This is a genomic window from Longimonas sp. (assembly GCF_046498435.1).
Classification (GTDB): Bacteria; Bacteroidota; Rhodothermia; order Rhodothermales; family Salinibacteraceae; genus Longimonas.
Window position 1 is genome coordinate 1 of sequence record NZ_JAWOAR010000324.1, and the last position, 13,615, is coordinate 13,615.

A 13,615-nucleotide genomic window follows, 5' to 3' on the forward strand; every position below is an offset into this window, starting at 1 on the left:
GTGTGGGGTGTGTCGAACAGGGTGGAGAAGGGAAACGTGTGGCCGTGCGTATGTGCTGTAACGACGACCACACGCCCCCTAAGGTAGGAAGTAACGCCGAAAATCGCAATGCAGAACAGCGAGGTGGAAGCGCTTCTGTTATCAAGTTCACAGCGGAAGGCATGAGTCCCCGTGTGCTTCACTGTGTAGCCCCTGTGGGCCGTTGGTGCCTGGCATCGCACCATGAATTGCAGGAACGGAACGGCGGATGCAGCGGTACGCGTGTACTAAGATTCGGCGCTTACCCTCAATATATGTAGTAGAGGCTGGAAGCGCTTTCACCCGTTCGCCTCCCTTGTTCATTGCTGCCGCTATTCCTATGTCTACATCCACCACCGCCCCCGCCTCCGAATCGGCTAAGACTACGCCAGAGGACTTCCTGCCCATTCAAGGCACCGATTATGTCGAGTACTACGTGGGCAACGCCCGGCAGGCGGCGTTTCACTACGCCTACCTGTTCGGGTTTGAGATCGTGGGCTATCGCGGCCCCGAAACCGGACACCGCGAAGCGACCAGCTATCTGCTTCAGCAGAACAAAATCCGCTTTGTGCTGACCACCGCGCTCTCGCCCGACTCGTTCATCGCCAAGCATGTACATAAGCATGGCGACGGCGTGCGCGACATTGCGCTCTGGGTCGACGACGCCGCCAACGCTTACGAAGAAGCCACCTCGCGCGGTGCAGTGCCGGTGCAAGAGCCTGAGACACTCTCCGACGACGACGGCACGGTGGTGCGCTCTGCCATCGGCACGTATGGCGATACGATCCACTCCTTCATCGAGCGGGATGCGTACGATGGCCTCTTCCTGCCGGGGTTTGAGCGGTGGGAGAATCCCGATTGGGAGCATCCCGGCACGGTCGGACTGAAGTACGTCGATCACTGCGTCGGCAACGTCCATCGCGGCGATATGGACAAGTACGTGCAGTACTACGCCGATACGATGGGCTTCTACAACATGCTTCAGTTCACCGACAAAGACATCTCGACAGAGTATTCCGCCCTGATGTCGAAGGTGATGGCTAACGGCAATGAGCGGATTAAATTTCCGATTAACGAGCCGGCCGACGGCAAAAAGAAGAGCCAGATTGAGGAGTATCTGGAGTTCTACAACGGCGCGGGTGTACAACACGTGGCTATTGCCACCGACGACATTATCAGTACGGTGTCGGAGCTGCGGCGGCGCGGCGTGCAGTTCCTCGACATCCCCGATAACTACTACGACAAGGAGGTGCTCAGCGAACGCGTCGGTGAGATCGACGAGCAGGTCGATCAGCTACAGGCGCTCGACATCCTCGTAGACCGCGACCCCGAAGGCTACCTGCTCCAGATCTTCACCAAGCCGATACAAGACCGCCCTACCATGTTCTACGAGATCATCCAGCGCAAGGGGGCCCGCACCTTTGGCGAAGGCAACTTCAAGGCGCTCTTCGAAGCGATTGAGCGCGAGCAAGATCGCCGAGGCAACCTATAAGTCGGCTCCGTATGGCGGCCCCGAATCCAAAATCCTCCAATCCAAAATCCAAAATCACTATGCCCCACTACACGCGCATGGGCGAAGTGCCCGACAAGCGCCACGTCCAGTTTCGCCGCCCCGATGGCGAGCTCTACACCGAAGAGGTCATTGGCGCGGAAGGCTTCAGCGGCATCTCGTCGATTGCCTATCACATCCACCCGCCTACGCTGGTGGAGAAGGTAGACGACCCCGTTGAGTACGGCATTACGTACGCCGACGATGAGGCGCTGAAGCATCGCCACATTGAAGGCTTCAACCTAAAGCCCGGCGGCGACTGGCTCTCGGGGCGCACGTACATCATGGGCAACCAGGATGTGCAGCTTGCGCTCTGCCGCCCTACCGATGCGATGGAGGGCTACTTCTACCGCAACGCCGCCGCCGATGAACTTGTGTACGTGCACGAGGGCGCCGGTACGCTCGAAACGCCGCTCGGCACTGTGGACTTCACCGATGGCGATTACGTGCATGTGCCGCGCACGCTGGCGCATCGATGGTCGTTTGAGAACGACGTACAGCCGCGCCTGCTCGTTATCGAGTCGAACTCGGGCGTGCAGTTTCCGAGCAAGTACATGAACGAGTTCGGTCAACTCTTAGAGCGCAGCCCCTTTCACGAGCGCGATGTACGTCCGCCCACGCAACTCAACGTGATCGACGAGGAGGGCCCATTCGAGCTGCGCATCAAGAAAGGCAGCAGAGTACATTCGTACTGGATGCGCTACCACCCGTTCGACGTGGTGGGCTGGGATGGCTACATGTATCCGTATGCCATCTCCATTCACGACTTTGAGCCGATCACTGGGCGCATCCATCAGCCGCCGCCGGTACACCAGATGTTCGAGGCGCGCAACTTCGTGGTGTGCTCGTTTGTGCCGCGCCTGTTCGACTACCATCCCAAGTCGATCCCGGCCCCGTACAACCACTCGAACATCGACTCGGACGAGGTGCTGTTCTATGCCGAAGGCGACTTCATGAGCCGCAAAGGCATCTCGCGTGGGTCGTTCTCGCTGCATCCGGGTGGTATTCCGCATGGGCCGCATCCGGGCTCGACCGAGGCCTCCATCGGAAAAGAGGGCACCGAAGAACTAGCCGTGATGGTGGATACGTTCCGTCCGCTCAAGCTCACGCAGGCGGCACTCGACCTCGAAGACACTGGCTACATGGATTCCTGGAAGCCGGAACTGCACGCCGGCGGCAACGGCCAGGCGCGTACACAAGAACCAGCGCAGCCATAGCTCTGCGTTGCCCAGCAAGCCATACGATCACGAGCCCCGGGGCATGAACCGGGGCTCTTTTTTTGAGACCAGATGCGCCACCACGCCGCTTCCTAATTTTTGTGGATACGCCGTGTAGCGCCAGGGGGCCGGTGGATGTCGTCAGACTCCGCGGGGTTGTGCTTCATCCGCGGGCACCGGTCCCAGGCGCAGCAATTAGATGTCCTCTGTTGTTTATACGCATCCAAGCGGGCGAGGCGAACGTCTTTGCGAATCTCCTTGCGAGAAAGAACGTCTGTATAGCACAACACTCCCCCCTTCCATCCCTCCATACTTCCATCCCTCCACCCGTCCACCCTTTCCCCATGCACGTCAACAATGTACGTCGTCCACCGGCTGTGAATGCCGCGCAAATGTGAGCGGGTGCGATGCGGATACACACGTCTGAGGCCGTATTCATCCGGGATTAACCGCTGCGGCGCTTGCCCATGCGGGGGGACTTCCCTACTTTGCGTTGCAGGTCAGCCCCTACCGCTGTGCCTGTCCGTGTTTCCCTTACCCATTTGTGTGCATTCATGGCTCTTGCTTCGGTCACTTTTTTCGCGCTTGCCCTAATCGCCATCGCGTCGGCGGTGGGCGTGCTCATTGCGCGGAGTCCGATTTACAGTGCGTTGTCGCTGGTGCTAAACCTGCTTTGTGTAGCAGGATTGTACCTCACCATGAATGCTTCGTTTATCGGCGTCATCCAGATTCTGGTGTACGCCGGGGCGATCATGGTGCTGGTGCTCTTTGTGATTATGCTTCTCAACTTAGACGCCTTGCCCAGTCCCAGCGATATTGGATGGACCCCTATTCTCGGATTTGTCGTGGGGGTCGGGCTGCTCGCGCAGTTGCTCTACGTAACCTTAGCCGGTCTGGGCATCTCCTTAGAACCCACCGAGCCGGTCACGACGGCCATGACGGTAGAGAATGGCTCCGCCGATACGTTGGGACGCATGCTGTTTACGGAATATGCGCTGCATCTGCAAGTGGCGGCGATTCTGCTGCTGGCGGCCACCATCGGAGCCGTTATGCTGGCGCAGCGTCGCTTTGCGTAATCCGTCCTGGATGATGGTCTTCCACGGCGCATAAGGGATGCGCTGCTTCTGTGTCTTTTACTCATGCTTCCGCCTGCCTTGCTATGGAAGTTGCTCTCGACTGGTATCTGGCGCTTAGCGCCGTCATGTTCACCATTGGCGTGTGTGGCGTGCTGCTCAAGCGCAACGCCATCGTGCTCCTGATGTGTGTCGAACTGATGCTAAACTCGGCAAACGTAGCCCTGGTTGGCTTCAGCCAGGCGCTCGCCGATCCCACTGGGCAGATCCTGGTGTTTTTCTCGATTGCTGTGGCCGCTGCTGAAGCCGCTGTAGGCCTGGCCATCGTGATTGCGATCTTCCGCAACAAGCGCACGGTCAATATCAACGACATCCACCTGTTCAAGCACTAAGCCCAGCGCGAAACGGCTGGGGCCGCGCCCCGGCCTGTGCTGCTTGCTTCGCCTCCACCTGACGTTGTCTGACGCCTCCGAGCATGGATTCTGAACTGCTGGTACGACTTATTCTTCTGCTTCCCCTGGCAGGTGCACTATTCAGCGGGGTGCTGCCGCTGTTTCTGCCGCAGCTTCGCACCAGCGAGGGGCTGATTGGCACCGTAAGCACTGCCGCGGTGGCCCTTCCGTTTGTATTTGCGGTGTACCTCTTTGCCACCTTTTCAGGAGATCCGATCATCACCTCCTACTTTACGTGGATGGCGGCGGGCGATCTGTCGATTGACTTTGCCTACCGCATCGACGAACTCTCGCTCATCATGCTGCTGGTGGTCACTGGCGTGGGCAGTGTGATTCACTGGTACTCAACCGGCTACATGCATGGGGATTCGGGGTTCTGGCGCTTCTTTGCGTATCTGAACCTCTTCATCTTCGCGATGCTTAACCTCATCCTGGCCAACAACTTGCCGGTGCTCTTCCTGGGATGGGAAGGCGTGGGGCTCTGCTCGTATCTGCTCATCGGGTTCTGGTACACCGACCTCAGCAACAGCGCCGCCGCCAACAAGGCGTTCATCGTAAATCGCGTGGGCGACTTTGCCTTCCTCCTCGCCATGTTCTTCCTCTTCCGCGAGGTGGGCGCGCTCGACTTTGGTACGCTCCTCGCCGAAGGGCCCGGCATTGATACCACCCTGCTCGGATTCATCGTCCTGCTGCTCTTTATTGGAGCCACTGGCAAAAGCGCACAGCTCCCGCTCTTCGTGTGGCTGCCGGATGCCATGGCCGGACCCACACCGGTGTCGGCGCTCATCCACGCCGCTACGATGGTGACGAGCGGACTCTACCTGCTTGCCCGTCTCTCGCCGATGGTGCTGGAGGTGCCGCACATCATGGTGATCATCGGCATTGTAGGCGCCCTCACTGCGCTTATGGCTGCTACCGTTGCCATCACCCAGAACGACATCAAGAAGGTGCTCGCGTATTCGACTGTCTCGCAACTTGGCTTCATGTTCATGGCTGCCGGGGTGGGCGCCTTCTTCGTTGCCATCTTCCACGTCGTAACGCACGCCTTCTTTAAGGGCTGCCTCTTCCTCTGCTCCGGCAGCGTCATCCACTCGATGGAGCATGTGGAGCACGACCTGGAGGCGAAAGGCCACAACATGGAGGGCTTCGACCCGCAGGACATGCGCACCATGGGCGGACTCAAAGACTACATGCCCTCCACACGGTGGACCTATCTCATCTCTACGCTGGCAATTGCCGGCATTCCGTTGCTGGCAGGCTTCTTCTCGAAAGATGAGATTCTGTTCAAGTCGTTTGAGCTGGGCTACAGCGGCGCGTTCTACGGATACGTGGTCTGGGGCATTGCGGTGGTTACGGCGCTGCTGACCGCGTTCTACATGCTGCGCTCCTACATGCTTACTTTTGAAGGCGAACCGCGCTGGCCCGATGCCGACACCGTGCACCCGCACGAGTCGCCCGCATCGATGACGATTCCCCTCTGGATTCTGGCGGGGCTCTCCATTGTGGGCGGATACATCGGGCTTCCAGCCGTTATTCAAGGCGGCGATCTGAACTGGATTCACCACTTTCTGGGCGAGCCGTACGGCGGCCCCGTCCACGAAATAAAGGAGCTGGCCAAGGTGCCGCTGGCCCTGAAATGGGGCCTAGTCGGATTCGGATCGCTGATTGCTATCGTTGGGGCCTATGCCGGATACCGCGCCTATCGTCCGGGCCAGGCGATGGCCTACGACACTACGCTGCAAAACCGGCTGGGCGGCCTCTACACGTTCTGGGATGCCAAATACCACATCGACGACTTCTACAACGAAGTGATTGTGGGCGGCTTGATGAACATCTCAAATCGTGTGCTGCAACCGATGGATGCCTCGCTCATTGACGGCGTGGTAAACGGCGTGGCTTCGCTGTCGCAATCGCTAAGCAATGGCGTAAGCCGCATCCAGACCGGTCTCATTCAGAATTATGCTCTCATGCTTGTGCTGGGCGTGGTACTCGTGCTCGGACTCATTGTGTTTGGCGCATAGCCACGCTGGCGCAGCGCCGATACTGCGCATCCCTCTGCATCTTGTTTACTTTCACGGCTTAACGTAGCGGAATACATGGACTTTGCCGCGCTCACATCGCTGGTCATCTTTCTGCCGCTCCTGGGGGCACTGGCGCTCCTGGCGCTGCCCTCGCCCGAGTCCATTAAGTGGACGGCGCTGGGCACCACCGTGCTTACGTTTGTGGCATCCATCGGGCTATTCATGGGCTACGACCCGGCGGTGAGCACTGCCGAGATGCCCCAGATGGCCCATGTAGTCGGGGGCTGGTTCCCCGAGGGCGTGGATGTGAAGTACTTCGTTGGCATTGACGGGCTGAACATCCTGCTGGTGCTGCTGACCACGCTTTTGGGGCCGATTGTGGTGCTGTCGTCGTGGTTCTACATCGAACACAGCCACAAAGGCTACTACGCGCTCCTCTTGCTGCTGCAAACCGGCGTGACGGGCGTGTTCATGGCGTTCGACCTGGTGCTCTTCTACGTCTTCTTCGAGCTTACGCTCATCCCGATGTACTTTATCATCGGCATCTGGGGCGGCGAGGATCGCATCTACGCCGCCATCAAGTTTGTGCTCTACACGCTGGTCGGCTCTCTGCTGATGCTGGCAGGCGTGCTCTTTCTCGGATACGCAGCCGGATCGGCACAGGGCATTGGCTTTACAACCGACTGGTACAACCTCATTGACTACACCATTCCGCTGGGCACGCAAACCTGGCTCTTCTTTGTGTTCGCGCTCGCCTTTGCGATTAAGGTGCCGCTCTTTCCGCTGCACACCTGGCTGCCCGATGCCCACGTGCAAGCGCCCACCGGCGGCTCCGTTATTCTGGCCGGTGTACTGCTGAAAATGGGCACGTACGGACTTCTCCGCTTCTGCCTACCGTTCTTCCCGAATGCCGCCCAAAGCGCGGCAGTACTCATCGCCGTGCTGGCGGTTATCGGCATCATCTATGGCGCGCTTCTGGCCCGGGTACAGCCCGATGCCAAGAAGCTCGTGGCCTACTCGTCGGTGAGTCACCTGGGCTTTGTGGTGCTGGGTATCTTTGCGTTTACGACGGAAGCGATGCAGGGCGCCGTCATTCAGATGATTAACCACGGCATCTCCACGGGCGCGCTCTTTCTGCTGGTGGGCATGCTCTACGAGCGACGGCATACGCGCCTGATGAGCGATTACGGCGGGCTCGCGAGCTCGGTGCCGGTGCTGACGACCTTCATGATTCTGTCGGTGCTGGCCTCTGCTGGACTTCCCGGGCTAAACGGATTTGTGGGTGAGTTCATGATTCTGTTGGGCTCCTTCAAGAGCACCGTGCTCGACAGTCCCATGCTCATTGCGCTGGCTACCTCGGGCGTTATTCTGGCCGCAGTCTACCTGCTGCACATGGTGTACAACACCTTCTTCGGCGAACTGACGCACACCGAGAACGCCGAAATGACCGACATGACCATGCGCGAGTTTGTGCTCATGGCGCCGCTCGCTATCCTCATGCTGGTGATGGGCTTCTACCCGCAGCCCTTCTTGAACCAGACAGCGCCCACGACCGACTTCTTGCTCGAAACGATTGAAGCGAAACACATTGCCGCGATCGAAGCCGAGCACGAGGCTACAGCATCGGCTCCTGCTGTCCCGTCAGCGGATACAGAGGCCGCGCCGGCTCCGCTGTTCGAAACGACGCCTGCTGCGCTTCGCCTTCATGCTGGATCTTCGCCGACTCGCTAACTGACACGCTCCCTCGCTATGGCTAACCGCACTCCGCTCTCTCGCACTGACATCGACGCTGCCCTCGACGATATGGAGGGCTGGACGTTTGAAGACGATACCATCACCAAGGCGTACACCTGCGCCGATTTTCAGGAGGCTGTGGCCTTTATCGTACGCATCGGGTTTCACGCTGAAGAACTGGCGCATCACCCCGAACTCTTCAACGTGTACAACAGCGTTGACATTACGCTGACGACCCACGACGCTGGCGACAAGGTCACCGAGACCGACATCGAACTGGCGCGCCGCATCGACGACGTAGCGCCTGCCGCCTAACAAATGCGGCCAGTGCTACTTTTAAACGTCACGATCGAGCCGCGCGCCGCTCTCTATCAGTACACTCCTTTACCGAATCAACAGTATGGATCTTTCGGGCGCATTTTCTGCGATGTGGGCCGATCTGCCCGCTATCTTCTCGATGATGATCGTCGGGTTCGCTGGGCTGGTTGTGGTCTTGATGGAAGCCTTCAAGAACCAAGACCCGCGTATTCCATGGCTCACCGGCGGTGCCTTTGGGCTGGCGATCCTCTGGGAACTCACGCAGCTTGGCACGTCTCCTGAAACCGCCTTCTTTGAGCAGGTGCGCACCGGGGGCTATGCCGCCTACATCAATTTGCTGATTCTGGGGGCGGGTTTCTTTACCACGCTTATTTCGCCGCCGTATCTGCGCCGCCTCAACCGCAACTTTGGGGAGGTGTATGCCTTGCTCCTGTTCGCCACCGTGGGCATGATTATGCTCGGTACCTCGAACACACTCATTTCGGTATTCGTGGGGCTGGAAACGATGTCCATCTGCCTCTACATTATGGCCGGGTTGCTCCGCGACGATGAGGGCGGCATTGAGAGTGGATTCAAGTACTTTTTGCTGGGTGCTTTTTCCGCTGGCTTTCTGCTCTATGGCATTGCGCTGATGTACGGCACCACCGGCACGATGTATCTGCCCGAAATGGCAGGGGCCTTCTCAGATGGCGCCCCGCTGCTCTTCTGGGCGGGCGTCGGGCTCGTCATTGTCGGGTTCGGCTTTAAGGTGAGTGCGGCGCCCTTCCACATGTGGACCCCCGACGTGTACCAGGGCGCGCCCACCACGCTCACCGGCTACATGTCGACGGCCTCGAAGGCGTCGGCGTTTGCGGCGCTCATTCTCATCCTCTTCTTTGCCTTGCCCTCGGCCCAGGCCAGTCTGGTATTGGCAGTGTTAGCGCTTATCACAATGGCGATAGGCAATGTCATGGCGCTGCGCCAGTCCAACGTAAAACGCATGCTGGCCTACTCGTCTATTGCGCACGCTGGATACATCTTTGTGGCGCTGGCCAGCGGTACAACAGCGGGATACAGCGGGGCGCTCTTCTATCTGCTGGTCTACACCGTGATGAACCTAGGCGCCTTCGGTGTGCTTGCAGCGCTGGAGTGGGACGGCAGGGCCGGACGCAAACAGACGCTTAGCTCTCTTGCTGGAATGGGACTTAAGCGGCCCGTCTTGGGCGCGTCGATGGCGGTGTTCATGTTCAGCCTGATCGGCTTCCCTCCGTTCGGCGGATTCATTGGCAAGTACTACATCTTTGCGCCTGCTGTAAATGCTGGGCTTACCTGGCTTGTGATCATTGGGCTGCTCTTTAGCGCGATGTCCGGCTACTACTACCTACGTGTGATCTACGTCTTCTACATGCAGACGACCGACGATGTGGCGACCGCTGAGCAGGCTCCAGAAGGCGCATTTGCACCGTCTTCGGTGTCTTCGACGGCAGCCATTGCAACGTGCGCCGTGCTGCTGCTCGTGCTGGGCGTGGCTTTCAGCGGCGTGGTTGACGTGACCGAGATGCTCTTCATCCAGGCGGATGCGATGGCCCAGACGCCGTAATATCAGCTCCGCATGCGTCGTTGGTGTTGCGTCGTTGGTGTATCGAGGTATGGACGTGTGAAGGGGGGGATGAGAAAACCATTCACCTGTCGATCCATCCCCACGCCCTTAGACGGAAGGATCTCAACGCCGCTCTTACACATCGGGCGCGGTCCAGTCGCATGAACTTGGTTGTCTCTCAGTTCGCCCCGACAGAGACAGGCATAACGCACCGCACTGATTTCTGGCTCTGCGATGATGGGCCTGAGTAGATCTGACAGGTCTTGGAGACCTGTCAGATCTTTTTAGTTCAGGAGCAAGCCCGGATGCTGACGCTGCGTGGGCTGCATTCTTAAGCGCCCGGAATGCACCATGCGATAGGGCGGCGGCCTGCTCGTACGGCACGTCGTTGCTTAGACCCGAAGTGAGATTCCGAAGATCGGAAGCGATGGACGGGCCCAAGACGTGCCCTGACTTTTCCCCTGTAAACAACTTTTCTCGTGCAAACAGTCGTTGGGAGCCCACAAACCGTTGGGAGCCCACAAACGCAAAACGGCCGGCTCGCGCTGGGCGAACCGACCGTGGGTAGTAGCGGGGGCAGGATTCGAACCTGCGACCTTCGGGTTATGAGCCCGATGAGCTACCAAACTGCTCTACCCCGCGATATTTGTATGTGTGCTGCGCTGTGTTTTCCGTTGCAGCGTAGTAATAGACCCTCGCCCGTTCGCTTTGTTCTCTGTGGTCGTGCGATTCACTACTCTTTTGCAGAGGAACGCGGCATCGACGAAAAATTGATTGCGCGGGTGCAATTGCCGTGTGCATTTGCTACTCTGCGGGCATCGAATCGCTTTGTATCGACTTGATACGTTCCTGACATGGCCGACCTGCATCCCTTTCGTGCTGTACGCCCGCATCCTCCTGCGGTCTCTGACGTGTGCTGTGCTCCCTATGACGTGGTAAGCACAGCCGAGGCACGCAACATTGCTGCGGGACACTCGCGCTCGTTCCTGCGTGTGATTCGGCCTGAGATTGAACTGCCCGAAACCGAGAATCAGTACGACGATGTGGTGTATGAACGCGGCGCGGCGAACATGCAGGCGTTCCTCGAGGCGTCGTACACGGTACGCGAGGAGGCGCCTTCGCTCTACGTGTACCGGGTGGATACGGGCGAGCGCGCACAGACGGGGGTGTTCGGGTGTGTATCGGTAGCGGACTACGACGATGGGAAGATTCTGAAGCATGAGGCTACGCGTCCGGCGAAGGTGCGCGACCGGGCCCGCCATATCGATGCGCAGCAGGCGCATGCCGAGCCTGTCATGCTCACGTATCGCGGCTCGGACTCCATTGATGCGCTGGTTGAGTCGATCACTACGCGTGTGCCGCCGCTCTTCGACTTTGAGGACCAGGCCGCCCGCCATATGCTCTGGCGCATTGAGGAGCCGGCGCGGTGGCAGCGCGCCTTTGAACGCGTGGCGCGCCTCTACATTGCGGATGGGCATCATCGCTGCAAGGCGGCCAGCCGGGTGGCCCGCCGGTATCGCACAGAGAATGGCCAGCCTCCCCCCGAGGCGCAGTACTTTCCGGCTGTGCTTTTTCCGATGCACGAGATGCACATCATGGCCTACAATCGTGTATTGACCGACCTGGATCGCTCGCCCGCGGCGGTGCTCGATGCTTTTGAGCAGGATTACATGCTTGTGCGCAGCGTTGACTATGCGGTGCCTCGCCAAAAGGGACACGTGTGTGTCTATGCTAACGGCGCGTGGCATGATCTTACGCTTCCCCCCGCGCAAGGACCGCGCACCGTTGATACACTCGATGCGGCGCGCCTTACCGATGGGATATTGCGTCCGCTCTTTGGCATCACCGATCCACGGCACGACACACGCATTGCGTACATCGGCGGCATCCGTGGGCCCGAGGCGGTGCAGCAGCGCGTAGACACCGGGGCCGCGGACGTGGGCTTCTCTATGCATCCCACATCCATTGAAGAACTGGTTGCCGTATCTGACGAGGGCGACCTGATGCCGCCGAAGTCTACGTGGTTTGAGCCGAAGCTCATCAGCGGGATGCTCGTGCACACGTTTTAGAATTGGCGCTTTATCAGCTCGTTAGCAGTAGCGTTGCGTGTGAAAATTAGCCTTTCGTAGAGAGCCTTCCCGGGCGGCGTGTCCGATGCTTGTGCGCTTTTACGCATAACAAAACGCGGACGAAAGATCAGTACACAAGCGACATTGGCTTATGCCTGTGGTGATTTCAGGTGCACTGCCTTTCGTTGTGGCCCCTTGTTTTCTCTATAGGCTGACCCTTACTATTTATGTTTACGCAGAGAACGATATCGTATATACCAAAAACACGAATACCGATAACACGTCTGGCCTGCTGGATGCTCGGTGCCGTCTTGATGAGCACTGTACTGACGGGCTGCGACTTGTTCGGCTCGGATGACGAAGAGCCTGCGGTTGATGAGGTTGTCGTTATCGGTACGCAAGTCGATAGCGACTTTCTGAACACCGGGCAGTTTGGTCTGTCAGCAACGCCGTTGGATGCGGGCGGAAGCGCCATCTTGGCAGATGACATTGACACCGAGGTCGATTTGCGTGTAGCGGAAGGCAGCGGTTCGGCGCAGTTGGAGCAGAGCATCGACCTGGTTGCGAGTGTCGAGGTTGATCGTGTGCGGCGCCCGTCGGGCAACGACCTGGCGGTTCCGGTGAACCTGGATGGCAGCGGCAGTATGGCGGGCAACGACCCCGACCGTGACCGCGTGCAGGCTACCGAAGCGTTCTTCGACGAGCTGGAATCGAGCAACGTGACCTTTGAGTCAGCGGTGTTTGAGTTTCCGGGCTTCAGCACCGACCCCGAACTCAATTTCACCTCGCTCTATCAGGACTTTACAAGCGATACAGACCTCTTGCGCGAGGCCACTGATCAGGCAGGCTCCTCAGGTGGCACGCCCATGTGGGAGTCGCTTGACGAACTCATCGAATACTCAGAAGACGAGCGCCCAAACGACAGTTTCGAGAAGGCGATTGTGCTGCTGGGCGACGGGATTCCCAATGCCGGCATCGTGACTCGTGAGGAGGTCTGCCAGGCGGCCAACGATGCCAACTCCCCGATCTACGGCATCGGGTTTGGTCCGGCGTCTGACGTCTCGGAGATGGCCGAAAGTGCTGCGGTAGAGGAGATGCGTCGCATCTCTGAATGCACGCAAGGGACGTACATTGGTGTGCCCGATGAGAACCTGGAAAATGCCTTTGCGGGGGCTTTTGCTGGCATGGCGCAGGGCACATCGCAAGGCTCGCTTTCGTTCAATGTGCAGGTGGAGTCGGGGCTGGAGCAGGTGCAAGAGCAGGGCGTGGAACGCCTGGAAGGCACGCTGCGGGTAACCTCGGGCGGAGAGACGGTCGAGGGTGATTTCCTCTTTGGCGTGCCGGAGGCCAACACCTCAGGCGCGTTCATCTTGCGGTAAACAACGCTATTTGCGCATAAGGATGCGCCTTGTGTGCGGGTAGCTATCCTCAACAAAAAGAGCATGCCCTTTTCCTTCATGTTATGAATTGTAGAAAAAATTGAATCAATTGCCTGGGTATCTACTCCGGAGTCCGGTTCATCCATGAGTACGATCTTAGGTTCCATGGCGATGATGGAGGCAAGTTCAATCCGCTTCCTCTCTCC

The 13,615-nt window shown here is 58.7% G+C and carries 10 protein-coding genes and 1 tRNA gene; 10 read left to right on the top strand and 1 reads right to left on the bottom strand.

Translation table 11 applies throughout. The features are described from left to right. The first annotated feature begins 358 nt into the window (after window positions 1-358). From hppD to R6U20_RS12475, 8 genes are all read left to right on the top strand, one after another. Window positions 359-1,510 (top strand): 4-hydroxyphenylpyruvate dioxygenase, encoded by a 1,152-nt coding sequence (hppD, locus tag R6U20_RS12440; RefSeq protein ID WP_410338171.1) that lies wholly within the window; start codon window positions 359-361, stop codon window positions 1,508-1,510. A gap of 59 nt (window positions 1,511-1,569) precedes the next feature. Then, a complete protein-coding gene (locus R6U20_RS12445) occupies window positions 1,570-2,784 on the top strand; it encodes a homogentisate 1,2-dioxygenase (RefSeq protein ID WP_410338172.1) in 1,215 nt (404 codons plus the stop codon). Between the two features lie 554 nt (window positions 2,785-3,338). Beyond that, the gene (locus tag R6U20_RS12450; protein ID WP_410338173.1) at window positions 3,339-3,860 is read left to right on the top strand and encodes an NADH-quinone oxidoreductase subunit J; all 522 of its coding nucleotides are present in this window, start codon (window positions 3,339-3,341) and stop codon (window positions 3,858-3,860) included. Between the two features lie 83 nt (window positions 3,861-3,943). Continuing rightward, entirely contained in the window at window positions 3,944-4,249 is a 306-nt protein-coding gene (gene nuoK, locus R6U20_RS12455) for an NADH-quinone oxidoreductase subunit NuoK (RefSeq protein WP_410338174.1), read from the top strand. An 83-nt stretch (window positions 4,250-4,332) separates the two neighbouring features. Further along, window positions 4,333-6,330, top strand: a complete 1,998-nt coding sequence (gene nuoL / locus R6U20_RS12460; RefSeq protein ID WP_410338175.1) for an NADH-quinone oxidoreductase subunit L — start codon at window positions 4,333-4,335, stop codon at window positions 6,328-6,330. 75 nt (window positions 6,331-6,405) lie between these two features. Then, on the top strand, window positions 6,406-8,061 hold the full coding sequence (locus R6U20_RS12465) for a NuoM family protein (protein ID WP_410338176.1): 1,656 nt from the start codon (window positions 6,406-6,408) through the stop codon (window positions 8,059-8,061). Window positions 8,062-8,079: 18 nt separating this feature from the next. Then, a complete protein-coding gene (locus R6U20_RS12470; RefSeq protein WP_410338177.1) occupies window positions 8,080-8,379 on the top strand; it encodes a 4a-hydroxytetrahydrobiopterin dehydratase in 300 nt (99 codons plus the stop codon). 85 nt (window positions 8,380-8,464) lie between these two features. Then, window positions 8,465-9,961 (top strand): NADH-quinone oxidoreductase subunit N, encoded by a 1,497-nt coding sequence (locus tag R6U20_RS12475; RefSeq protein ID WP_410338178.1) that lies wholly within the window; start codon window positions 8,465-8,467, stop codon window positions 9,959-9,961. 568 nt (window positions 9,962-10,529) lie between these two features. Here the strand turns inward: R6U20_RS12475 and R6U20_RS12480 are convergent. Continuing rightward, window positions 10,530-10,603 (bottom strand) — tRNA-Met (locus tag R6U20_RS12480). A 212-nt stretch (window positions 10,604-10,815) separates the two neighbouring features. Between R6U20_RS12480 and R6U20_RS12485 the strand changes: the two genes are divergently transcribed. Together R6U20_RS12485 and R6U20_RS12490 are read left to right on the top strand one after the other, a co-directional pair. Then, complete coding sequence (locus R6U20_RS12485; protein WP_410338179.1) at window positions 10,816-12,030, top strand: DUF1015 domain-containing protein; 1,215 nt, start codon at window positions 10,816-10,818, stop codon at window positions 12,028-12,030. A 314-nt stretch (window positions 12,031-12,344) separates the two neighbouring features. Continuing rightward, entirely contained in the window at window positions 12,345-13,409 is a 1,065-nt protein-coding gene (locus tag R6U20_RS12490) for a vWA domain-containing protein (protein WP_410338180.1), read from the top strand. The last annotated feature ends 206 nt before the right edge of the window (window positions 13,410-13,615 follow it).

Bases quoted from the DNA above. Each gene is read 5' to 3' on its own strand.
- hppD (WP_410338171.1), top strand. From the start codon at position 359: ATGTCTACATCCACCACCGCCCCCGCCTCCGAATCGGCTAAGACTACG.
- R6U20_RS12445 (WP_410338172.1), top strand. From the start codon at position 1,570: ATGCCCCACTACACGCGCATGGGCGAAGTGCCCGACAAGCGCCACGTC.
- R6U20_RS12450 (WP_410338173.1), top strand. From the start codon at position 3,339: ATGGCTCTTGCTTCGGTCACTTTTTTCGCGCTTGCCCTAATCGCCATC.
- nuoK (WP_410338174.1), top strand. From the start codon at position 3,944: ATGGAAGTTGCTCTCGACTGGTATCTGGCGCTTAGCGCCGTCATGTTC.
- nuoL (WP_410338175.1), top strand. From the start codon at position 4,333: ATGGATTCTGAACTGCTGGTACGACTTATTCTTCTGCTTCCCCTGGCA.
- R6U20_RS12465 (WP_410338176.1), top strand. From the start codon at position 6,406: ATGGACTTTGCCGCGCTCACATCGCTGGTCATCTTTCTGCCGCTCCTG.
- R6U20_RS12470 (WP_410338177.1), top strand. From the start codon at position 8,080: ATGGCTAACCGCACTCCGCTCTCTCGCACTGACATCGACGCTGCCCTC.
- R6U20_RS12475 (WP_410338178.1), top strand. From the start codon at position 8,465: ATGGATCTTTCGGGCGCATTTTCTGCGATGTGGGCCGATCTGCCCGCT.
- R6U20_RS12485 (WP_410338179.1), top strand. From the start codon at position 10,816: ATGGCCGACCTGCATCCCTTTCGTGCTGTACGCCCGCATCCTCCTGCG.
- R6U20_RS12490 (WP_410338180.1), top strand. From the start codon at position 12,345: ATGAGCACTGTACTGACGGGCTGCGACTTGTTCGGCTCGGATGACGAA.